The 21,370-nt window shown below is 70.7% G+C and carries 25 protein-coding genes; 13 read left to right on the top strand and 12 right to left on the bottom strand.

Going from position 1 to position 21,370, the window contains the following annotated elements; translation table 11 throughout:
- Window positions 1–25: 25 nt before the first annotated feature.
- On the top strand, window positions 26–1,303 hold the full coding sequence (locus AB0F61_RS28065) for an MFS transporter (RefSeq protein WP_357815482.1): 1,278 nt from the start codon (window positions 26–28) through the stop codon (window positions 1,301–1,303).
- Here the strand turns inward: AB0F61_RS28065 and AB0F61_RS28060 are convergent.
- Genes AB0F61_RS28060 through AB0F61_RS28050 form a run of 3 tightly spaced genes read right to left on the bottom strand, consistent with a single transcriptional unit; the run spans window position 1,287 to window position 2,538 of the window.
- Window positions 1,287–1,730, bottom strand: a complete 444-nt coding sequence (locus tag AB0F61_RS28060) for an SRPBCC domain-containing protein (RefSeq protein WP_357815480.1) — start codon at window positions 1,728–1,730, stop codon at window positions 1,287–1,289. The genes AB0F61_RS28065 and AB0F61_RS28060 overlap by 17 nt on opposite strands.
- A 2-nt stretch (window positions 1,731–1,732) precedes the next feature.
- Complete coding sequence (locus AB0F61_RS28055) at window positions 1,733–2,083, bottom strand: metalloregulator ArsR/SmtB family transcription factor (RefSeq protein ID WP_357377912.1); 351 nt, start codon at window positions 2,081–2,083, stop codon at window positions 1,733–1,735.
- Window positions 2,080–2,538, bottom strand: a complete 459-nt coding sequence (locus AB0F61_RS28050) for an SRPBCC domain-containing protein (RefSeq protein WP_357815476.1) — start codon at window positions 2,536–2,538, stop codon at window positions 2,080–2,082. The genes AB0F61_RS28055 and AB0F61_RS28050 overlap by 4 nt, the downstream gene beginning before the upstream one ends.
- 116 nt (window positions 2,539–2,654) lie before the next feature.
- Here AB0F61_RS28050 and AB0F61_RS28045 point away from each other — a divergent pair, with 116 nt between their 5' ends.
- The gene (locus AB0F61_RS28045) at window positions 2,655–3,029 is read left to right on the top strand and encodes a VOC family protein (protein WP_357815473.1); all 375 of its coding nucleotides are present in this window, start codon (window positions 2,655–2,657) and stop codon (window positions 3,027–3,029) included.
- Between the two features lie 135 nt (window positions 3,030–3,164).
- Here AB0F61_RS28045 and AB0F61_RS28040 read toward each other — a convergent pair whose 3' ends face one another.
- On the bottom strand, window positions 3,165–3,929 hold the full coding sequence (locus tag AB0F61_RS28040) for a class I SAM-dependent methyltransferase (RefSeq protein ID WP_357815471.1): 765 nt from the start codon (window positions 3,927–3,929) through the stop codon (window positions 3,165–3,167).
- Between the two features lie 60 nt (window positions 3,930–3,989).
- Entirely contained in the window at window positions 3,990–4,544 is a 555-nt protein-coding gene (locus tag AB0F61_RS28035) for a hypothetical protein (protein ID WP_357815468.1), read from the bottom strand.
- An 83-nt stretch (window positions 4,545–4,627) separates the two neighbouring features.
- Here AB0F61_RS28035 and AB0F61_RS28030 point away from each other — a divergent pair, with 83 nt between their 5' ends.
- On the top strand, window positions 4,628–5,284 hold the full coding sequence (locus AB0F61_RS28030) for a phosphotransferase (RefSeq protein ID WP_357815465.1): 657 nt from the start codon (window positions 4,628–4,630) through the stop codon (window positions 5,282–5,284).
- On the opposite strand, the gene AB0F61_RS28025 is transcribed toward AB0F61_RS28030, so the two are convergent.
- Window positions 5,268–5,651 (bottom strand): metalloregulator ArsR/SmtB family transcription factor, encoded by a 384-nt coding sequence (locus tag AB0F61_RS28025; RefSeq protein ID WP_357815462.1) that lies wholly within the window; start codon window positions 5,649–5,651, stop codon window positions 5,268–5,270. The genes AB0F61_RS28030 and AB0F61_RS28025 overlap by 17 nt on opposite strands.
- Before the next feature lie 98 nt (window positions 5,652–5,749).
- Between AB0F61_RS28025 and AB0F61_RS28020 the strand changes: the two genes are divergently transcribed.
- Window positions 5,750–6,802 (top strand): NADPH:quinone reductase, encoded by a 1,053-nt coding sequence (locus AB0F61_RS28020; RefSeq protein ID WP_357815460.1) that lies wholly within the window; start codon window positions 5,750–5,752, stop codon window positions 6,800–6,802.
- A 164-nt stretch (window positions 6,803–6,966) separates the two neighbouring features.
- On the opposite strand, the gene AB0F61_RS28015 is transcribed toward AB0F61_RS28020, so the two are convergent.
- Window positions 6,967–7,311: a metalloregulator ArsR/SmtB family transcription factor gene (locus AB0F61_RS28015; protein WP_357815457.1), complete on the bottom strand. Its 345-nt coding sequence runs from the start codon at window positions 7,309–7,311 to the stop codon at window positions 6,967–6,969.
- Window positions 7,312–7,376: 65 nt separating this feature from the next.
- On the opposite strand from AB0F61_RS28015, the gene AB0F61_RS28010 reads away from it, so the two are divergent.
- Window positions 7,377–9,359 carry a heavy metal translocating P-type ATPase gene (locus tag AB0F61_RS28010; protein ID WP_357815454.1) on the top strand — a complete coding sequence of 661 codons (1,983 nt, stop codon included), beginning with the start codon at window positions 7,377–7,379 and terminating at the stop codon, window positions 9,357–9,359.
- A gap of 223 nt (window positions 9,360–9,582) precedes the next feature.
- On the opposite strand, the gene AB0F61_RS28005 is transcribed toward AB0F61_RS28010, so the two are convergent.
- Entirely contained in the window at window positions 9,583–10,467 is an 885-nt protein-coding gene (locus AB0F61_RS28005) for a DUF1963 domain-containing protein (protein WP_357815451.1), read from the bottom strand.
- Between the two features lie 982 nt (window positions 10,468–11,449).
- On the opposite strand from AB0F61_RS28005, the gene AB0F61_RS28000 reads away from it, so the two are divergent.
- Complete coding sequence (locus AB0F61_RS28000; protein WP_357815448.1) at window positions 11,450–11,803, top strand: hypothetical protein; 354 nt, start codon at window positions 11,450–11,452, stop codon at window positions 11,801–11,803.
- Window positions 11,804–11,837: 34 nt separating this feature from the next.
- A complete protein-coding gene (locus AB0F61_RS27995) occupies window positions 11,838–12,287 on the top strand; it encodes a hypothetical protein (protein WP_357815446.1) in 450 nt (149 codons plus the stop codon).
- A gap of 203 nt (window positions 12,288–12,490) precedes the next feature.
- Here AB0F61_RS27995 and AB0F61_RS27990 read toward each other — a convergent pair whose 3' ends face one another.
- Together AB0F61_RS27990 and ychF are read right to left on the bottom strand one after the other, a co-directional pair.
- Entirely contained in the window at window positions 12,491–13,096 is a 606-nt protein-coding gene (locus tag AB0F61_RS27990) for a hypothetical protein (RefSeq protein ID WP_357815443.1), read from the bottom strand.
- A 221-nt stretch (window positions 13,097–13,317) separates the two neighbouring features.
- A complete protein-coding gene (gene ychF, locus AB0F61_RS27985; RefSeq protein ID WP_357815440.1) occupies window positions 13,318–14,403 on the bottom strand; it encodes a redox-regulated ATPase YchF in 1,086 nt (361 codons plus the stop codon).
- Between the two features lie 96 nt (window positions 14,404–14,499).
- On the opposite strand from ychF, the gene AB0F61_RS27980 reads away from it, so the two are divergent.
- The gene (locus AB0F61_RS27980; protein WP_357815437.1) at window positions 14,500–15,069 is read left to right on the top strand and encodes an exonuclease; all 570 of its coding nucleotides are present in this window, start codon (window positions 14,500–14,502) and stop codon (window positions 15,067–15,069) included.
- Between the two features lie 13 nt (window positions 15,070–15,082).
- Here the strand turns inward: AB0F61_RS27980 and AB0F61_RS27975 are convergent, their stop codons facing one another.
- Window positions 15,083–15,817, bottom strand: a complete 735-nt coding sequence (locus AB0F61_RS27975) for a peptidase E (RefSeq protein ID WP_357815434.1) — start codon at window positions 15,815–15,817, stop codon at window positions 15,083–15,085.
- 84 nt (window positions 15,818–15,901) lie between these two features.
- Window positions 15,902–16,408, bottom strand: coding sequence for a hypothetical protein (locus AB0F61_RS27970; RefSeq protein WP_357815431.1), 507 nt, complete (start codon window positions 16,406–16,408; stop codon window positions 15,902–15,904).
- Between the two features lie 140 nt (window positions 16,409–16,548).
- Between AB0F61_RS27970 and AB0F61_RS27965 the strand changes: the two genes are divergently transcribed.
- From AB0F61_RS27965 to AB0F61_RS27945, 5 genes are all read left to right on the top strand, one after another.
- Window positions 16,549–17,058 carry a SigE family RNA polymerase sigma factor gene (locus AB0F61_RS27965; RefSeq protein ID WP_357815545.1) on the top strand — a complete coding sequence of 170 codons (510 nt, stop codon included), beginning with the start codon at window positions 16,549–16,551 and terminating at the stop codon, window positions 17,056–17,058.
- A complete protein-coding gene (locus AB0F61_RS27960; RefSeq protein ID WP_357815430.1) occupies window positions 17,055–17,588 on the top strand; it encodes a hypothetical protein in 534 nt (177 codons plus the stop codon). The genes AB0F61_RS27965 and AB0F61_RS27960 overlap by 4 nt, the downstream gene beginning before the upstream one ends.
- Before the next feature lie 278 nt (window positions 17,589–17,866).
- Window positions 17,867–19,288, top strand: coding sequence for an FAD-binding oxidoreductase (locus AB0F61_RS27955; RefSeq protein WP_357815427.1), 1,422 nt, complete (start codon window positions 17,867–17,869; stop codon window positions 19,286–19,288).
- Between the two features lie 78 nt (window positions 19,289–19,366).
- A complete protein-coding gene (locus AB0F61_RS27950; RefSeq protein ID WP_357815424.1) occupies window positions 19,367–20,860 on the top strand; it encodes an AlkA N-terminal domain-containing protein in 1,494 nt (497 codons plus the stop codon).
- Complete coding sequence (locus tag AB0F61_RS27945) at window positions 20,857–21,366, top strand: methylated-DNA--[protein]-cysteine S-methyltransferase (RefSeq protein WP_357815422.1); 510 nt, start codon at window positions 20,857–20,859, stop codon at window positions 21,364–21,366. Before AB0F61_RS27950 ends, AB0F61_RS27945 begins: the two co-directional genes overlap by 4 nt.
- Window positions 21,367–21,370 lie beyond the last annotated feature (4 nt).

Below are 21,370 nucleotides of genomic sequence, written 5' to 3'. Positions count from 1 at the left end.
GTCCCGCTCCGGGTGAGCTGGCAGCATGCCGGACGCCTCCCGATTCCCGCGCTCCTCGCCGTACTGGCCGGTGGTCAGTCACCCGCAGCTCCGGCGCGTCCTACCCGGGCTCGCCGTCTCCGCGTTGGGCGACGGCATGGCTGTCGTCGCGGTGACCTGGCTCGCCATCGAACTCGCCCCGCCGGGCCAGCACGGCACCTGGATCGCGCTGGCCATGGCCGCGTACAGCGTGCCGAGCGCGGTCGGGACTGTCGTCTTCGGCCGGCTGCTGCGCGGGCGCGGCGGCGCCCGGCTGGCCGGGTGGGACGCGATCCTGCGGGCGTGCGCGCTGGCGGCGATCCCGTTGGCCCACCTCGCCGGTGTGCTCACCATCGGGCTGTACGTGGTCCTGCTTGCCGCGTCGGCCCTGCTGCACTCGTGGGGTTCGGCCGGGCGGTTCACCCTGATCGCCGAGTTGCTGCCGCAGCGACACCACCTGCCCGCCAACGCGGTGCTCGGCACCATCGCCGGGTTCGCCACGATCGTCGGGCCACCACTGGCGGGCATCCTGATCGGTTGGGTGGGACCGGTGTGGGTCATCGCCATCGACGCAGCCACCTTCGCCGCGCTGGCCCTCACGTACCGCCTCGCCCTTCCCGCCGTCGCCAGCGCACCGCGGGCCGAGCACGGCGCGGCGCGGACCGCCGGCTTCGCGGTCATCCGTCGCAACCCCGCCCTGTTCGGCCTCCTGGTGCTGAGCTTCGGGTTCTTCTTCCTCTTCGGACCGGTGTACGTGGCCATGCCGATCCACGTCACCGACGACCTGCACGCCTCCGCGACGCTGCTCGGGATCTTCTACACCGCCTTCGGCGTCGGCGGTCTCGTCGGCGGCGTGGTGGCCGGTTACCTGCGCCGCTGGCCGCTGCGGGTCACCACCATCGGCATCGTCGTCGGGTTCGGGACCACCATGCTGCCGCTGGGTCTGGGCGCGCCGCTCGGCGTGTCGTTGCCCGCCTTCGCCCTGGCCGGCCTGATCTGGGCGCCGTACATGTCCACCTCGATGGCGCTGTTCCAGCGCAGCACGTCGACCGACCAGCTCCCGGCGGTGCTCGCCGCGAACGGCGCCATCCTCGTTTTGGCGGTGCCCCTGGGCACCATGGTGGGCGGGCCGCTCGTGGGCGCCGTGGGCGCCCGCCCGGCGCTGCTGCTCTGCGCCGTGGCGATCGTGGCCCTCGGCCTGGTCGCCGGGGGGTTCGCGATCCCGCGGCGGAGCGCGCGAACCCCCGGCGACCGGACCGGCACCGAGGTCAGTGCCCGTCGCTGATCTGCACGTCGTCGGGTGCCGGCCGGCCGCGCCCGGTCTCCACAAGCGCTTTGAGGCTCAGCAGGAACGTCGCCCACTTGGTGCTGCACTGGTGCATCAGCTCGGTCGGCTCGCGCCAGCCCTCGTGCGTGAACTGGACGATCGTGAACTCGCTGCGCTGGTCCAGACGCCAGCCGATCTCGGTGCCGATCCATTCCGTCGGGCCGTCGGTGACCCGCCACCGCACCCGGCCGGCCGGGTCCAGCTCAAGGATGTCCAGCTCGAACCCGGGGTCGTCGCCGAACCGGACGGCCAACCGGCCGCCGACCTCGCTCTTGCCGGTCGTGTCGACCGACCACCAGCCGGCAACGCCCTCGGGGGTTGCCACCGCTCGGTAGACGTCGTCGAGCGGAGCGACGACGCCCACCTGATGCAGGATGTCGACCATTGTCATTCTCCTTCGTCGTGGTGGCGGTTGCGCTCGATCGCCTCGGCGATCCGCTTGATCCGCCGGAGTCGGGCGTCCCAGGTGGACCCGACCGCCGACAACTGGGCGACGGCACGGGCGAGTTGCGCCTCGTCGACCTGGTAATGACGCTCGCGACCGGCCGACTCGGCGTGAATCAGCCCGACCCGGTCCAGGACGGCCAGGTGCTTCGAGACGGCCTGCCGGGTGACGGGTAGCCGCCTGCTCAGTGACGTCGCGGTGCCCGGCCCGTCGGAGAGCAGAAGATCGATCATGGTACGACGGGTGGGGTCGCCGATCGCCGACCACAGCTCGTCGTCGACAGCGGTGCTCACGGCGTGGCGACCAGCCGTGCGACGTACCCGCCCAGCCTGGGCATGTAGTGGTCCCAGCCGTTCTCGTGGTCCTGGTACTGCGCCTCCAGGACGGCGATCTCCCAGCCCATCTCGCGGAACCCGGTCTCGGTCATCCGGATCTGCGTCCCCGTGCCGGTGGGGGTCAGGTCGAAGGTGACGAGCAGCGCCGGCCCACCCCGGTCCGGCTCCGTGAAGCACCACCGGAAGGAGAATCGCTTCGGCGGGTCGACCTCGACGACGGCGAGCGCGACGGTCGTCGTCTCGCCGGTGTCGGCGTTGCGCCACACCAGTTCGCCGGGCGCGCCCGCGACAGATTCGAACCGCGCGTCGTCCGGCCACCACTCCCGCATGTGCTCGGGCTGACTGACCACCTCGAAGACCACCTCGGGTGACGCGTCGACGTGGATGTCGCGTTCGATGGTTCCCTGCTCCATGTGCCCCAACCTTTCGCAACCTTTGGTTGCACCCAACCTACGGCAGCCTCCACCTCTCGCGCAACCTTTCGTTGCATGTCGCGGTCTCGTCGTACCCGGGGCGCACAATGCCGTGCATGTCCGAGCCATCGCCGCACCGGCACCACGCCATCGACTACGTCGAGTTCACGGTGACCAACCTCGCCGAGGCCAAGCGCTTCTACGCCGACGCGTTCGGCTGGCAGTTCAACGACTACGGCCCCGGGTACGCGGGCATCCGCAGCCCGCACGGCGACTCCGCCTCCGAGGTCGGTGGTCTCCGCCTGGACCAGGACGTCCCGGCCGGCGGCCCACTGGTGCTGCTCTACTCAAGCGACCTGGACCGGTCCGTGCAGGCCGTGAAGGAGGCCGGCGGCCAGGTGGTGAAGGGTCCGTACGAGTTCCCCGGTGGCCGCAGGTTCCACTTCACCGACCCCAGCGGCAACGAGCTGGGCGCCTGGGCCGAGCAGTAGAGCCACTCGCCGAAGATCACCTACTGCGGCAGAGCGATCCCATGGCCGGAAGAGTCGACGGGTCGATTGCGCACGAGGGTGCGCTGGGTCGGGTCCCACAGGCAATGCCCCTTCGACAGTGGCCTGACGAAGGTCCTACCGGACGCGCAGCACGCCGGTCAGCATCGGCAGGGTGAACTCGCCGTGCGCGGTCTCGGGCCTGCTCCGGAGGAAGGCGCGGATCCGGCCGAGGGTGACGTCCCGCTCCTCTTCCGCCATGACCAGCATCCCCGCCCGGGTCGCCAGTGTCGCGACGAGGGAGTCGGCGGTCCGGCGCTGCCCGTGCGGAAACTCGACCTGCTCCGAAGCGCCGAACCGGGCGTCCAACCCGGCTCTCGCAACGAACATGTCCGCCGTCGCGGCGCGCCACCTGCTCAGCGTGTCACGGGGGCCGATGGCCGCACTTCCGCTGACCCGTTCGAGTGCGGCAACCCAGTCGATCCGGTCGTCCATGACGTTCCACAGCCCGGCCAGGATGCCGCCGGGCGCGAGGACCCTGGCAATTTCCGCCCCCGCGACGGCCATGTCGAACCAGTGCAGGGCGTTGCCGGCCAGGACGGCATCGACTGACGCGGCCGGCAACGGAATCGACTCCGCGCTACCCGGCAGGGCACGGACGGCCGGTAGCGCGCGGCGTAGCTCGGTGAGCATCGCCGGGTCGGGTTCGACCGCGACAACGTCCGCGCCCAGCTCGACCAGGGTGGCGGACAGCTTGCCGGTGCCGGCGCCCAGGTCGAGCACCCGTGGGCCGGGTGCCGGCTCAAGCGCCCAGCGCACCGCCGCCTGCGCGTAATCCGGGCGGTGCTCGGCGTACGCGGTCGCCGCCGCGCCAAAGGATGATCGGAGCGGGCGCTCTTCCATGCGGTTCACCGTAGTGACGCGCCACGCCGGTGTGAACCGGCTGACGAGGATGCCCCTCCCTTACCGGGAGTTGTCGGTGCCCAGAGCCGTTGTCGCCGGTCCCTCCCTCTCGCCGACGGACCGGTAGCTGTGCACGTCGGGGTCCGGATCCCCGGCGATCCCCAGGTCCTTACGCATCAGCTCACGAAGGGCGGCATTGGCTGCCCAGAGGTTGTTGCGCGCGGTGATGTAACGGTCGCTCGAGACATCGGCATCCTGACTGAGGACCTCGCGCACGCCCTCCAGGCTTCGCGCGGCGGCGACCACGTCGTGCATGAGTTTCCGCGAACCGATCAGCGAGATGCTTTGACGCAGACGCCAAACTCCCGATGCGTCAAGGGCTTCCAGCAGTGCGTGAGATCGCTCGACCTGAGAGAACCCGGTGCGGAACGCGACGGAGCGCATGTCGGAATGGGCTTTGCTGAGAGCAGCGAGAAAGTCGACGTAAACCTGTTGGCGCGCCTGGAGCAGGCGACTCTTGTCCTCACGTCGCCAACGAAGATGATCGGCCAGGAACACGGACATGAGCCCGACAACGGCACCTACGATTGTGCCGAGGATCGTCGACCATTCCATTCGCTCACGTTACGCCGCCAGCACAAGCAGAAACGGCCTGCGGCAGGCACTACGCGGCTGTCCACATCGGATACCGTCGGGGCGTGGTGGATCCGGTTCCGCTGGCGTCGGGGCGAGACGCCGACGTCTTCCCCGTCGACGGTCGGCGGGTGCTTCGCCGCTACCGCAGGGGTGGAGACGTGGCCGCCGAGGCGGCAGTCATGGCGTACGTGGGAAGTCTGGGCTTTCCCGTACCCATCGTGTACGAGGCGCGCGGGACCGATCTCGTCATGGAACGCCTGGACGGGCGCACCATGCTGTCGGCGCTCATCGCTGGTGACCTCGACGCCCTGGCGGCGGCCGACTGTCTGGCGGATCTGCATCGTCGGCTCCACGCGTTGCCGCCCCGGCTCGGCGAACGCGACGAGGACCGGATCCTGCACCTCGACCTGCACCCGGACAACGTCATGCTGACGTCACGAGGGCCGGTCCTCATCGACTGGCGCAACGCCACCGAGGGACCGGCGGACCTCGATGTCGCGCTGTCCGCCGTCATCCTCGCCCAGGTGGCTGTGGATGGTGCGCATCCCCTGGCCTCGCCGGCCGCAACACTGTTGGATGCCTTCCTGGACCGCGTCGGCGGTAGCCTGCTGACCGTGCTGGACCGCGCCCTGACGGTACGCCGTAACGATCCGGCGCTCACCTTGAGTGAGCGGGAGCAGCTCGACGCCGCCGCCGCCCTCATCAGCGACCACTGGTGAGGCCCGGCGGGGGTTGGTGGCTTGAGGCGGGCGTCTCCGCAGCGGTACGGGCCAGGTCGTTGTCGCGGAGCATGCTCAGCAGCCCGGGAAAGCGTTGATCCACATCGTCGTAACGTAGCGTGACCAGTCGGCGGATGCCGTCGACGCGCGTGCGGATCAGGCCGGCATCGCGCAGCACTTTGATGTGGTGCGACAGCGTCGACTTGCCGATGGTGACGCCGGTCCCCCTGAGGATGTCGCTGCCACACGTCCAGTCCCCCGCCGCGTCGAGGGCACGCACGAGCGTGAGCCGCACCGGGTCGGCGAGCGCGCTGAGCACGACGTCGATGGTCACGGTCTCGATGGCGGGTTCGATCACCTCGGTCACGGAACGAAGCCTAGCCAGATCTTGCAGAAAGTTCGACTCACGTCGTACTGTTCGATGCAGCTCGAACGGTACGACGCAGATCGAACAGAGGACGGACCATGAAGGCGATCATCTACCGCGACAACGGCGGCCCCGACGTACTCCAGCTCGTGGAGCGTGCCCGACCCACGCCCGCACCCGGCGAGGTCCGTGTCCGGGTTGCCGTGTCGGGGGTCAACCCGACCGACTGGCAGGCCCGCTCCGGCACCGCCCACCGCAAGCTGTTCTCCGAGATCACCCCGCACCTCGACGGCGCCGGCGTGGTCGACGCCGTCGGTGCCGGGGTCGACCCAGGACGGGTCGGTCAGCGGGTGTGGCTGTTCATGGCCGCCGCCGGGCGGCCCACCGGCACCGCCGCCGAGTTCACAGTCGTACCCGCCGATCAGGCCGTGCCGCTGCCGGACGCGGCCGGTTTCGACGTCGGCGCGTCGCTCGGCGTCCCCGCGCTCACCGCTCATCGCGCACTCACCGTCGCCGAGGACGGGCCACACCGCCTGCGCCCCGGCGCACTCGACGGCAAGGTCGTGCTCGCCGCCGGCGGGGCCGGCGCGGTCGGGCACGCGGTGATCCAGCTCGCCCGCTGGGCCGGCGCCACCGTGATCAGCACGGTCAGCGGCCCGGAGAAGGCCACGCTGACCACCGCGGCCGGAGCCCACCACACAGTCAACTACCGCGAGGGCGACCCGGCCGCCGCCATCCGTGCGATCGCCCCCGCCGGCGTCGACATCGTCGCCGAGGTGGCGCTTGGCGCGAACCTCGCTCTCGACCTGGCCGTGCTGCGCACCCGCGGCACGATCGCGACGTACGCCAACGAGGGCGGACATCCGGTCGAGCTGAACGTGGGGCAGAACATGGTGCTGAACACCCGCCTGCAGTTCCTGGTGCTCTACACGGCTGGCCCGCAGGCACGCGCCGCAGCCGTCGAGGACGTCACCGCCGCGATCCGCGACGGCGCCCTTCCGGTCGGCGAGGAGCACGGCCTGCCACTGCTCCGCTTCCCGCTGCACCGCACCGCGGACGCGCACCGAGCGGTGGAAGCCGGCACGGTCGGCAAGGTCCTTGTGGACGTCACGCCTGAAGATCGGCCGGCCACCGCGGATCCGAATCAGTAGGTGCGTACCCGCTCATCGGCAGCACTGCACGCCGAAATTCTGACCGAGGCGGCCGCCGGGTCATCACGGTCGACGGCATCGTCTACAGCTGGCGAGTACGCGGGAAGCCAAACGTCCGGGTAATTCCGCCGCCTTGGCTACTCGCGTGGCTACGTGCCGCTCGGCTACGCGGTTGGCGCATCCGACAGGTTGCGGTCGATGTGCTCCGCGTGGAACAGCGCCTGCCGCAGCAGTCGCCGGACGTGGTCGTCGGCAGCCGAGTAGTAGACGAACGTTCCCTCACGGCGTCCTTTGACCAGCCCGGCGAGGCGAAGCTTGGCGAGGTGCTGACTGACTGCCGTCGGGGCCGCTCCGGCCAATTCGGCGAGGCAGGCCACGGAAGATTCGCCCTGCAACAACGCCCACAGAACCTTGATCCGCGTGGGGTCGGCCAGGAGTCGGAATGTCTCGGCCGCGAGATGCACCTGCTCCTCATTGGGCATGTCGAAGTCAGGCAGCGACGTGTGCATGGCCCGAGCATACCGGCCATCCCATTACTTGCGTATCTGCATGACTGCGCATGTAGTATGCCACGGTGACGACGAGCGTTGAGAACCCGTCCACCGCCCAGCCCTCACCGCCGGTTCCGAAGCGTCGAGCTGGTCAGCGGCGGACCGCCCTGTGGTCGCTGCCGGAGGTGCGCTGGGCTGCTGCCGCGACGGGCCTGTTCGTGCTGGGCCTGCTGGCACACCTGTCCCCCGCGCCGAGCTGGGTGTGGTGGGTGTTGTACCTGGCCTGCTACGTCGCTGGCGGGTGGGAGCCGGGCTGGGCCGGACTACAGGCGCTGCGCGAGCGCAAGCTCGACGTTGACCTGCTGATGGTCCTGGCCGCGATCGGTGCGGCGTCCATCGGCCAGATCCTCGACGGTGCGCTGCTCATCGTCATCTTCGCCACCTCCGGCGCGCTGGAAGCCATCGCCACCAAACGCACCGAGGACTCCGTCGGCGGTCTGCTCGACCTCGCACCCGACACGGCCACCCGCCTCACCGCGACTGGCGAGGAGACCATCGAAGCTGTCGACCTGCACGTGGGAGACGTCATCCTGGTCCGCCCCGGGGAACGGATCGGCGCCGACGGCGAGGTTGTCCACGGCGCGAGCGAGGTCGACCAGGCCACCATCACCGGTGAGCCGCTGCCCGTCGACAAGCATCCCGGCGACGAGGTGTTCGCCGGCACCCTCAACGGCACCAGTGCGCTACGCGTCCGCGTGACCCGCCCGGCCAGCGACACCGTCATCGCCCGGATCGTCGCCATGGTCGCCGAGGCCAGCGCCACCAAGGCCCGCGTGCAGTTGTTCATCGAGAAGGTCGAACAGCGCTACTCCGTCGGCATGGTCGCCGCCACGATCGCCCTGTTCGTGATCCCGCTGGCGCTGGGCGCCGAGCTGCAACCGACGCTGCTGCGGGCGATGACTTTCATGATCGTCGCCTCCCCGTGCGCGGTGGTGTTGTCCACCATGCCGCCGCTGCTGTCCGCGATCGCCAATGCCGGCCGCCATGGGGTGCTTGTCAAGTCCGCCGTGGTGATGGAACAACTCGGCACCGCCACCCAGGTCGCCTTCGACAAGACCGGCACGCTGACCGAGGGCACCCCGTTCCTGACCGACGTCCGGCTGCTGCCCCACGCCAGCCTCACCGAGAATGAGCTGCTCGCACTGGCTGCCGCCGCCGAAAGCTCCTCCGAGCACCCCCTCGCCCGCGCCGTGGTGGCCGCCGCGCGCACGGCGCAGCTCCCGCTGTCCGCGCCGGAAGTCTTCAGCTCGACGCCAGGACGCGGCGTCACCGCCCGTGTCGATGGCCGCCGGGTCGCCGTCGGTAGCCCCGCCGGACTGGACGCCGGCCAGGACGGCCCGCTGCGCACCCTCGTCGACGAGCTGGAGCAGGCGGGCCGGACAGCGGTCGTGGTGCAGGTCGACGGCGATCCCGTCGGCGTGTTGGGCTTGGCCGACAAGCTCCGCTCCGACGCCGCCACCACGGTTGCCCACCTCAACGCCATGACCGGAGCGCGACCGGTCCTGTTGACCGGGGACAACGAACGCGCCGCCCGGCGGCTCGCCGACGAGGTCGACATCCCCGACGTCCGCGCCGGCCTGCTACCTCAAGACAAGGTCACCGCGGTACGTGAGATGGAAAGCCGCGGTGACCGCGTGCTCCTGGTCGGCGACGGCGTCAACGACGCCCCCGCCCTGGCCTCCGCCCACGTCGGCATCGCCATGGGACGCTCCGGCTCCGACCTCGCCCTCGACACCGCAGACGTCGTCATCACCCGGGACGAACTCGCCACCCTGCCCGCCGTCGTCCAACTGGCCCGCCGCGCCCGCCGGCTCGTCCTCGCGAACCTCGCCATCGCGGCCACGTTCATCGCCGTCCTCGTCGCGTGGGACCTCATCGGCACCCTGCCACTGCCACTCGGCGTCGCCGGACACGAAGGATCCACCATCATCGTCGGCCTCAACGGACTACGCCTCCTGCGCCGCGCCGCCTGGGAGCGGGCAGCAGATCCAGAAGGGCGGCCATGACCATCCGCATATCCGGACTCGGACTCCAACTCCGCGAACCGGGTAGAGCCGCAGATGCACACAATTTCAGGCCGGTCGGGTACGGCTCAGTCCTTCGGGTCGATCAGCGCTTTCGCTGGGAGCCTATTCGGCCATCCGCTCATCGACAACAGCGGATGCCCAGCATCTGACGTCGGCATCGCCGGCAACGCAGATCGTGGCCGTATCCGGCGCCGCCGGTGTTCTATGGGATCAACTCAGCCACGGAAAGTGCTTCGTCCAGCCGACCAGCGGCCAGGTCGTCGTGACGGATCACGAAACCCCCGTCACTCCGGTAATAGAGCTCGTTGTCTACGGGAAAGTGGGCGAGCGACACCCACTCACTCGTCAGCCGGTGCGTTTCCTTCTCCACCTGGGAATACCATTTCGCGACCGGGATGACGATCTCGCCGGTCTTCTCGCGCCACGCGAGGGTCTGCTCCGCAAAACTCTTGATTACCTCCTCGTCGGCATACCCACCGATATAGGCGCTGGCGTACCCGTTGTCAGACGGCCAGAGGTCGTTGGCCAGAGCACAGAGTTCGTCAAGGTGCGGCAGGTCACGCTCGAGGTCACGGGCCAACTGCTGCTGGAAGGGCGACAGGTCGTCGTCGTCCTCCTCGTCCTCGTCGTCCGACCCGAACCAGTCGGGGAACTCCGCGCGCAGCGTGGCGCCGACGTCGTACTGCTCGCCGACGAACGCGTCGTCGGTGGATCCTGCCGCCACCTCGGTATCGGTACCGGCCGGCACATACACGACTCGCCCGTACCTTCGCTCCCCGGTGGCAGCGGCCTGCTCATGGTTCAGGAAGAACAGCAGCGAGCCGTCTGCCGGCAGGCCGAAGCCGTCGACTCTTGGCAGCACCGCACAGTCGACCGAGAAGATGAACGGCAACGGACTGACCCCGTCGGACGGCCAGTCCACGCCCACCGGCAGCCGGGGCAACCCACCGAACTGCCCCACCGGAACCTCGCTGGATCCTCCGCTCAACCGGATCGACAAACGGAGGTGCTGGATGAACCGGCTGACCTCGTCGTCCCGGATGCCCACCGCGAGCGCTGCACGACGAAGCTGCCCCTGATGATCCATAGCGCAACATGGTGCCACGAGGGCGAGCCCGGCGACCGGGTGCCCCACGGCCCGCACGCGCTGTCGTCGGCATCGCTGCCGGACACGTCCTGCCGGTGCGGGCTCGTCAGGCTGCCTCGGCCATCGATCGCGTGCTGGGCGAGGAAGGGACGGCGTGACCGCTTGGCTGTACTACTGCCGCTGCCCTGCTCGTTCTGTCGAATCGCGTCGGCTCATGACCGGGCCGGTCTGCTGGCTTGGCTGTACGAATGGCTGTACAGCCACACGGTTTAGGAAGTGTGGCCACGGGCGGACGCCGCTCGGCAGTGACCTGGCTTGGCCTGCGCGGCCATACCCTCGGCCACGTCCAGGAGCTGACCGCCGTTGACCCTCGGTTCCCGTCCCATCGGGCACGGATCGGGCACGCCCCGCTCCCTAGTGGTCGCCTGCGTTGCTGGCTCTCCTGCTGTACGCGCCTCTCGGATCACTGATCTCCTGTCGGCCCTCGCTCCGGCTGGTTGGGCAGAGGAGTGCAGGTGCTTTCGCCGGTTCTCAGCAACCAGAGCACCTGATCGGGTGCTGGCATGGGCAACGGGTCACCGAACGAGTAGACCTCCAGCTCCGCGAGCTGCCCGCTGGCAAGGAAGAGCAAGATTCCTCCGAACCACTGCCCTTCTTGATCGGGAAACTGTCCTTCTACGCGAACCGGAGTCTGTGCCGGTGAGGCGGGGAGGTTCTTGCCTTGTGGGAAGAGGTGGATTGTTCCGCATCCACATCCGCATCCGGGGCCGGCCATGACGTCTCGCGCTTGCACGCGGAGCTCCTCGACGCCTGCGAAGTTGTGGCGGAGAAGTGCTTCCAGGACGCCGGCCTCGTTCGCGTTTAGGTGTCGCAGTGGCGGATCTGGCTCTGTCACGGCAAAAGCTTAGGCGCAGGTGGCCGACAAGCGCCTTAAGCCCATCTCCGCCGTGAGTCCGCGCATCGTGGGACGGGCCTGTCTCCGGTGTCAACAGACAGGTTCGCCACCCACCCCACTGACGCGCTGCCGCTGCGGCTGCCACCGGCGCTGACCACGGCCCGGACCGGCCCGGAGGAGCCGCCCCCGATCACCGCCGGTCAGCTCAAGCCCGGAGCACCCATTGAGGTCGACCGGCTCGTCAACGCCATCGGCCTGGTCAGCCTCGCCGGCCGGCAACATTCCATCGGCTACCACCTCGCCGGCCGACGCGTCACCATGCGCCTCGACCACGGCGTCCTGCACCTGCTCGACGCCGACCGGGCCCTCCTGCGCGGCCTGCCCAACCCATCGCCCGGTTCAAGGTCCGCAAGCCCGAGCCTCCACGACAGCGTCGGCTAGCCTGCACCGACCGCGACAACCACGGAGCCCGACCATGAAGCTGCCGCCCGGAGCCACCGGCTTCAACCCGCCACCCGGCGACTACGCGGACCTCAAGGCCTTCACCGCGGTCTGTCACCACGCCGCCCGAGCCATCGACGCCACCGTCACCGGCGTCACTCCTGCCGGCGTCACGCCGAACTTCCACACTGTCGATATCGCCGACGCCCAGCACCACATCGCGGTGCTGCGGCACACCGCCCTGCCGTTCATCGCCTTCGCCCGCCCCCGCGCCAACGGCGACGTCACCATCACGTTCGTCGACCACCCTGACCTCGCCGCCGCCCTCACCAACCTGACCGACGCCCAGCCGCTCACCGCCGATCAGCTACAGACCCCTCTGACGCAGGTCGACCTGAGCGCTCTCGACCCCGGCGAGCACGACCAGATCGACTACTGGAATCCGACCACCGTCGGCGAGCTGCTGTTCAACTTCTGGGACTGAAAACCAGTAGCCTGAGACAAGGAACAATCAAGATCGTCTAGCCGGACGTGTCACGGATCAAGTGACAGCGATCCGTAACGCATCAAGTGGAGCCCGACATCGCCGACCGTCCGGTGTCCGGTCTCAGGACGCGCGTGACAGATCGGTATCAAGACCTGAGTGACAGTTCAACGAGGCTTAGTGCCGGCCAGCTACGAGGTTGTTCATTCCGAGACGACTCTTCCTAGCTCTGACCGGAAGTCGCGTACCTCGCGCTGGTTCCCTTCCTCACCAACCACAGCCCCTGCCCTGCGGTCAGCCAGAGCCTTGTCTCCCGCCACCGCCGCTGCGAACGCTGCTGCTTGCAAGGGTGCGGTGCCGCCGGGATAGACCTGCCGGAACGCCCCCCATGACCCCTGTTGGGCATGGACTTCGGCCGCCCACTGGCCGAAGGCGTGAAGGTCTGCGGCGTGACACAGGAAGGCGACGCCGGGTCCGGCGACGTCATCTATCAGCTTTGCTGGCAACGGTTCCTCAGATGCAGGGCGCGGGTACTCGTTGAGTTGGCGGATCGGCTCAAGGTGAGTCCATAGCGCGTCGCGGCGGAACTCCACGAGTGGTTCCGGCAGGCCCGCGATCCGAACGCCGAGGAACACCTGGATCCCCTTCCTGGCGGGGTCGCCCCACCGAGGGGTGTAGAACCGCATCTCCCGTAGGAGACCGTTGTCGGCCCGCGTGCAGCTGTTGCCGTGGCGCTCGAAGCCAAGCGGCGCCAGGACGTCGCGGTGAAGGCGGTTCACGGCACGGGGGAGGCTCCAGCGACCGGACACCCTGAGATGTTAGGGCCGGCCAACTTCCAACCACGGTTGTCACCCAGGTCCCGAGACTGGTCTGACCCGGAGGTCGTGAGACCTGACATCGCCGACAGTCCGGCTGTCCTCCGTCGACTGGAGGCGGCGCTGTTGCGACAAGAGGTCGCCCGCGCAGTCCACAACATGCGGTGAAATCGGCGGCGAACCTGCCGCCCTGGACCTGTGGAAACAGGCCGGGATCAGACGTTGAAGCGGAACTCCACCACGTCGCCGTCCTGCATGACGTACTCCTTGCCCTCGATGCGGACCTTGCCCGCCGCCTTGGCCGCCGCCATCGAACCGTGCTCGACCAGGTCGTTGTAGGAGACCACCTCGGCCTTGATGAAGCCGCGCTGGAAGTCGCTGTGGATGACACCCGCGGCCTCCGGCGCGGTGGCGCCGACCGGGACGGTCCAGGCGCGTGCTTCCTTGGGGCCGGCCGTGAGGTACGTCTGGAGGCCGAGCGTGCGGAAGCCGACCCGGACGAGCTGGTTGAGGCCGGGCTCGTTCTGCCCGATCGACTCCAGCAGCTCGCGGGCCTCCTCCTCGGGGAGGTCCACCAGCTCGGATTCGATCTTCGCGTCCATGAAGACGGCCTCGGCGGGGGCGACCAGGGCCCGCAGTTCGTCGAGGAACGCCTCGTTCGCCAGCTCGGCCTCGTCGACGTTGAAGACGTACAGGAAGGGCTTGGTGGTGAGCAGGTGCAGCTCGCGCAGGTGCTCCAGCTCGATCTTGGCGGCGGCGGCCCCGGAGTAGAGGGTGGTGCCGCCGTCGAGCACCTCGATGGCGGCCTTCGCGGCGGCGACCGCGGCGGCCCGGTCCTTGCGGAGCTTGGCTTCCTTCTCCAACCGGGGCAGCGCCTTGTCCAGGGTCTGCAGGTCGGCGAGGATCAGCTCGGTGTTGATCGTCTCGATGTCGTCGGCCGGCGAGATCTTGCCGTCGACGTGCACCACGTTCGGGTCGGAGAAGGCCCGGACCACCTGGCAGATCGCCGAGGCGTCCCGGATGTTGGCCAGGAAGGCGTTGCCCCGGCCCTGCCCCTTCGACGCGCCGCGGACCAGGCCGGCGATGTCGACGAACGACACCGGGGCCGGCAGCACCTTCTGCGAGGAGAAGATCTCGGCCAGCTTGCCCAGCCGCTCGTCAGGGAGCCCGACCACGCCGACGTTTGGCTCGATGGTGGCGAACGGGTAGTTCGCCGCCAGCACGTCGTTCTTGGTCAACGCGTTGAAAAGCGTGCTCTTGCCGACGTTGGGCAGGCCGACGATGCCGATGGAGAGACTCACGACCAGCCAGCTTACGCGGCGAGCGGTTTATGTCACGACGGGACCCGGCAGGCGTTGCTACCGTGCCGAGTTCGATCTCTCGCTGCTGGAGGTGGGATGACCTCGACGTTGCCCGAGCTGTACATCGCCGTCGATGTGGAGGCGGACGGGCCCATCCCCGGGCCGTACAGCATGATCTCGCTGGGGATGGCCGTGGCCGGCCACCCGGATCTGTCCTTCTACACCGAACTGCGCCCCATCTCCGACGACTTCGTGCCGGCGGCACTGGCCGTCTCCGGCCTGGACCGGGACCGCCTGCTGCGGGAGGCGCCCACCGCCCAGGAGGCGATGTCGGCCGCGGCGGCCTGGGTCAACGGGCTGCGCCGGATCGGCCGCCCGGTCTTCCTCGCCGCCCCCGCCGTCTGGGACGGCATGTTCGTGCACTGGTACTTCGTCCGCTTCGTCGGCCACAGCCCGTTCGGTGCCACCGGCTCGGGCGTCGATCTGCGCAGCTACTGGATGGGGGTGACCGGCAGCGAGTGGGTCCAGACCCGCAAGGGCAAGATCAAGCACGAGCTGGGCCTGCACGACGTGCCGCACACCCACCACGCCGGGGAGGACGCCGCCGAACTGGCGCAGGTCTTCGACGCGGTGCTCCGTCGCCGCCGATCCGGCGAGCAGGCGTGAACCGCGCCGGCGCTCAGCCGAGCAGGCGCGGGGCGATCACCGCCTCCCGGACGCTGCCGTCCGCGCCCCGGCTGACCTCGTACGCCGAGACGCCCTCGCGGTCCGCGATGGCCTCGACCAGCCGGGTGCCCCGGTAGACCAGGCCGACCCCGTCGTCGGTGCAGTGGCTGGTCGGCAGCGTCCCGTTGCCGACCAGCTCGTGCATGAGCGGGCGCCGCTGCCCCTCGCTGTTGTAGTGCACCCCGTTGCCGTACGGCAGCCAGGCCAGGCCGTCGGTGAAGCCGCGCAGTCGGGGGCCGAAGCTGTCGGTGGCACCGCCCACATGCCAGCAGATCGAGCCCGCGGAAACCCCCGCCAGCACCACGCCGGCCTGCCAGCACTCGCGCAGGATCTCGTCGAGCCCGTGCACCCGCCACACGGCGACCAGGTTGGCCACGCTGCCACCGTCGACCCAGATCACGTCCTGGGCGAGCAGGTGGGCGCGGACGTCCTCGACGTTCGGCATCGGGAACAGGGCGAGGTGCGACAGCCGGAACCGGGTGCCGGCGAACGCCCCGTAGACGGCGCTCAACACGGTGGGCTGGTCCCCGACGGCCTGCCCGAGGTAGCAGACCCGCGGCTGCGGACCGGCCTCGGCCAGCTCGGCCGCCAACTCGAAGACCGGGCTCGGGCGCAGGTCGGCGGGACCCCTGCCACCCCGGAAGAAGCCCATGCTGGTGGCGAGGATGGTCGGCGCGCTGGCGGGCATCGGGCGTCCTTCCGTCGGAGGTGCGGCGTCCATCCTGCCGCAGCCGGCCGGCGGCACACCGCCAACCCCGGCCGGCCGACGCGGTCAGTCGCCGTGGCGCTGGCGAGGCACCCGGGCCTCGGGCCGGAGACCCGCGGGCAGCTCGTCGAACGGCCGGTCGGCCGGTGGCAGTTGGGCCGCGGCGGCCCCGGGCAGGGTGAACCGATCGGCGGCGGCCGGGCCGGCCGAGATCGACTCACGCAGCATCCAGCGCACCTCGTCGGCCGTCCAGCCCAGCCCCGGCCGAGCGGCGATCTCGCGAACCAACCGCCGGCCGACCCGGGTGTCGTCGTCGTAGAAGCGCATGCACCAGTGGTGCGTCCACATGCCGAGTGCCCGCAGGCCCGCGTCGTCCAGGGAGCCGACCAGCCGGCCGCAGGCGGTGTCGGCGAAGCTCTGCTCGGGGTCGGTCGCCCGGTCCCGGTCGATGGCGCCGCGGGCGGCGGGCGCGACGGCCCGCATCCGGCGGTAGAAGGACTGCGCCACCGCGCGGGGCAGCGGCGGGAAGGTGCCAGGTGTCGACGCCGCCGCCCAACCCGCCACGCTCGTCATCCGCCGCACCCCTTCTTGAGTTGGTGGCCGGACGTTACCCGTCACGACCGACACTTCCGGGCCGAAAAACCCCGTCGGATCGCGGATAGCGACGATGACCTGGGGCGTCTGTATGGGTGACAACGAAATGGGGGTGGTGGGTGGACGAGGACGAGCGGGCGCGGCTGACCGAGTTCGTCGCCAGCCGGACGCCGGCCCTGATGCGGGTCGCGTACCTGCTGACCGGGGACCGCAACGCCGCCGAGGACCTGTTCCAGTCGGCACTGGCACGGACCATCCCGAAGTGGGGATCCATTCGGCACGCCGACCCTGAGGGATACCTCCGCGTGGTGATGTACCGCGAGCAGATCAGCTGGTGGCGGCGACTGCGCCGGTGGCGGGAAACGCCGCTCAACCCGGCGGACGAACCGGTCGGCGTCGATCCGAGCGGCGGCTCCGACATCCGGTTGGCGATGCGCGCCGCACTGCGCCACCTGCCACCGGCACAGCGGACGGTGGTGGTCCTGCGCTACTACGAGGATCTGCCCGAAGCCCGGGTGGCCGAGCTGCTCGGCTGTTCCGTGGGCACGGTACGCAGCCGTACCCACCGGGCGGTCACGCGCCTGCGCGAGCTGCTGCCGGAGGTCGAAATGCTGGAGGTACGGCGATGACCGATCCCTTCGAGAACCTCATCCGCTCCACCCTCACCGACCTCGCCGAGGAGGCACCGATCGTGCATGACCAGTTGAACCGAGCGGAACGGCGGGTGCGCAACCGACGCCGCACCACGGTGACCATGGGGGCGGTCGGCACCCTCGCGGCGATCCTGATCGCCACCCCGCTCGCTCTCGCCTCGACCGGCTCGGATGAGGCTCCACCTGCCGTCCCCAGCCCGGCGGGCCCGGCGGCCGTGCCCGACGCGCCCGTGCCCGATCCGTCCGCGCCGACCGTGACGCCGACGGCCGTACCGAGCCCCGGCGGCGCGAATCGGGACCCGTTCAGGCGACCGGACGCGCCCCGCCCGCCCGGCAAACCCGGTGCGCCTGGAGTTCCCGGAGACCCGTCCGCGCCCGGTGCGCCTGGAGCGCCCGCTGACCCGTTCGTACCCGGTGCGCCGGGAGTGCCCGGTGACCCGTTCGCGCCCGGTGCGCCTGGTGAGCCGTCGCCGCCGAACGCACCCGGCGTGCCCGCCAGCCGGTGAGCACACCGACCGTGGCGCGCTGAGCAGAACCGGTCAGGTCGGCGGCCTCCTCGCCCCGACCTGACCGGCCCGCCACGGCGGCAGCGCCAGGACGGTGCGGCGGGGGGCGACCGGAGATACCTGTCACCTCCACGCGGCACTTTCCCGCACCGGCGAGCGTCGCGCGCCCCCGCGGAGGGCGGGCACCGGCCCAGCGGGTTTGCCGAGGCCGGTGAGCCCGCCCATCCTTGGGCCATGAGCGATCCCGGACACCCGACGTGCGAGCTGCGGGGGCGACGATGAGCACCACCATGCCCCGGGTGCCCGCCTCGCTCACCGGGCAGATCGTCATACCCGGCGACCGCCGGTACGCGCAGTTGCGCTCCACGTACACCACCACGGCGTCGCCGGCCGCCGTCCTGCTGCCGAAGACCACCGCGCAGGTGGTCGACGCGCTGCGCTACGCGCGGGAGCAGCGGCTGCCGATCGCCGTCCGCAGCGGCGGGCACGGCTTCTCCGGGGTCTCCTCCAACAACGGCGGCGTGGTCATCGACCTGTCCATGCTCAACCGGGTGCAGGTGCTCGACGAGCGGGCCGGGCTGGTCCGGGTCGAGGCTGGCGCCCGCTGGGCGAACGTCGCGAAGGCGTTGGCACCGTACGGCCTGGTGATCAGCTCGGGTGACTACGGCGGTGTCGGCGTCGGCGGCCTGACCACCGGCGGCGGTGTGGGCTGGCTGGTCCGCGCCCACGGCCTCACCCTCGACCGCGTCCGCGCGGTGGAGGTGGTGCTCGCCGACGGGACGCTTGTCCGCGCGGACGCCACACACGAGCCGGACCTGTTCTGGCTGGTCCGGGGTGCCGGAGCTGGTGCCGGGATCGTGGTCGCCTTCGAGATCGAGGCGGTCGAGCAGCGCAACGTCGGCGTGACGCAACTGGTCGTCGAGGCCCATCCGGACGGGCGCACCATCCGGGAGTGGACGGCCTACCTCGCGCAGGCCCCACGGGAGTTGTCCGCGGCGGCCGTGGTGTACGCGCAGGGCCGCTCGGCCCTGATGTCCATCACCGCCGTGGTGGCAGCCGAGAGCCTGCGCCGGGCCCGGCCCGTGGTGGAGCCGCTGCTGGCCATCGGCAAGGTGCTCGAACACCGCACGGACCTGCTGCCCTACCCGACCCTCGTGCCGACCGCGCATCTGAACCCCAACGTCGGGCAGCAGCGCGGCACGACCACGAACGGGCTGTTCACCGGCCTGGACGACGCTGGCGCGCGGGCCGTGCAGCGGGCGGTGACCGGGCCGGGGCGGGCCGTGGTCCAGCTCCGCTCGCTGGGCGGCGCGGTCAACGACGTGACGCCCGACGCGACCGCGTACGCCCATCGCCACCAGGACACGCTCGTCATCGCCTCGGTCTTTCCACCGCAGGGTGGGGCGGCGTTGGACACCGCCTGGCGGGCCGTCGGGGCGCGGGCCGACGGCGCGTACGTCAACTTCGAGAGCCGACCCGACCCGGCCGCGTTCGCCCGGATCTACCCGGGCGAGACCGGGGTCCGGGTGCGGCGGCTGTGGAAGCGGTACGACCCGGACGGTGTGTTCCGGTCGGCCCTGCTCACCGGTCAGCAGGTCCGCGCCGTGCAGCCGACCCGATCGGGCCAGCCGCACCGCGCCGCCCAGCCCACCCGCTCCGGGTCCGGTCAACCGCATCGACGACGCCGCCGCCCTCGTTGACGGGGCCCCTGCTCACCGGCACACCAAGGTCCGATTCCCGCCAGCCGACGGCGGGTCGAGCGGGGCATCATCTGTGACATGGAGCTGGACTTCGATCGGTGTTACCGGGCCGTGGACAGTCGTGACCAGCGCTTCGACGGCTGGTTCTACACAGGCGTGACGTCCACGGGCATCTACTGCCGGCCGTCCTGCCCGGCGATCACCCCCAAGCGGCAGAACGTCCGGTTCTTCCCGTCCGCCGCCGCCGCGCAGGGTGTCGGGCTGCGCGCCTGCCGCCGCTGCCGGCCGGACGCCGCGCCGGGCTCACCCCTGTGGGACGTCCGCGCGGACGTGGTCGGCCGGGCGATGCGGCTGATCGCCGACGGGGTGGTCGACCGGGACGGCGTACCCGGGTTGGCCTCCCGTCTGGGCTACACCGAGCGGCATCTGCACCGGATGCTGAGCGCCGAGATGGGTGCCGGACCGCTCGCGCTGGCCCGTGCCCAGCGGGCGCAGACCGCCCGGATCCTGATCGAGACCACCGACCTCGGGATGGCCGAGATCGCGTTCGCCGCCGGCTTCGGCAGCGTCCGGCAGTTCAACGACACGCTCCGCGAGGTGTACGCGAGCGCACCGTCCGACCTGCGGACGGCGCGCGGAGGTCAGCGGACTCCGGCCGGTGCGGGGACCCTCGCGCTGAAGCTGGCGTACCGTCCGCCGCTGCACGCCAAGGCGCTCCTCGACTTCTTCGCGACGCGGGCGTTGCCCGGCGTGGACGAGGTCCGCGATGGGACGTACCGCAGGGGTCTGCGGTTGCCCCACGGCACCGGCGAGGTGGCGCTGACCCCGGCCGCCGGGCACGTGGCGGCGACGCTGCGCCTGACCGACCTGCGCGACCTGGCACCCGCGGTGGCCCGGTGCCGCCGGCTGCTCGACCTGGACGCGGACCCGGCCGCCATCGACGCCACGCTCGCCGCTGACCCGGCGCTCGCCCCCGCTGTCGCGGCCGAACCCGGCATCCGGGTCCCCCGCGCGGTCGACGGTTTCGAGATGGCCGTGCGCGCCGTCATCGGCCAACAGGTCTCGGTGGCCGCCGCCCAAAAAACCCTGACCCGCCTCCTGGCCGCCCACGACCCCGTTGATCATGAGGTTGACGAGGCCAATGGAGATCAAACTCCAGGCCAACCTCATGATCAACGGGGTGGGGCGGGCGGGCTGCGGGGGTTTTTGAGCGCGGACGAGGTGCTGTCGCTGCCGGACTCGGGGTTTGGGATGCCGGTGGGGCGGCGGGAGACCGTGCGCGGGCTGGCTCGGGCCGTCGTGGACGGGTCCGTCGACCTCGCGCCGGGGGTGGATCGGGAGGCGGCCGTCCGAGGGCTGCTCGCGCTGCCCGGCATCGGCCCGTGGACCGCCAACTACCTGGCCATGCGCGCCTTCGGCGACCCGGACGTCCTGCTCAGCACCGACCTCGCGGTCCGGCGCGGCGCCGCTGCCCTCGGCCTGCCCGACAAACCGACAACCCTCGACGGGTACGCCGACCGTTGGCGTCCCTGGCGGTCCTACGCAACGATGAGACTCTGGAGAGCGGCATGAGCATCGACAGCACCGTCCTCAGCACGCCAGCCGGCCCGTTGAGCATCCTCGCCGGCCCGGACGGCGACGTACGGGCGGCCGGCTTCACCCCGGACCCGGCGGCGCTGCTGCCCCTGATCCACCCGACCCTGCGGGCGCCGGTGCGCCAACGGGCCGACCTCGGCCCGGTCACCGCGGCGGTCCACTCCTACCTGGACGGTGACCTCGACGCCATCGACGCGGTGCCGGTCCGTCAGCGCACCGGCGGGGAGTTCATGGCGCACGCCTGGCAGGTGCTGCGCGAGGTGCCGCCCGGCACCCCGGTCACCTACACCGGGTACGCCGCGCTGGCCGGTCGACCACCGGCGGTGCGGGCCGCCGCGGCAGCCTGCGCCCGCAACGCGGCGGCGCTGTTCGTGCCCTGCCACCGGGTGCTGCGCACCGACGGCACGCTCGGTGGCTACCGCTGGGGGCTGGACGTGAAGAAGTGGCTTCTCGGTCATGAGCGACGCCTGACAGCAAGCTGACACC

This window comes from Micromonospora sp. NPDC023888 (assembly GCF_040639415.1).
Taxonomy (GTDB): domain Bacteria; phylum Actinomycetota; class Actinomycetes; order Mycobacteriales; family Micromonosporaceae; genus Micromonospora.
The sequence above is the reverse complement of the archived record's forward strand: the minus strand, read 5'-3'. Positions and strand labels throughout refer to the sequence as shown.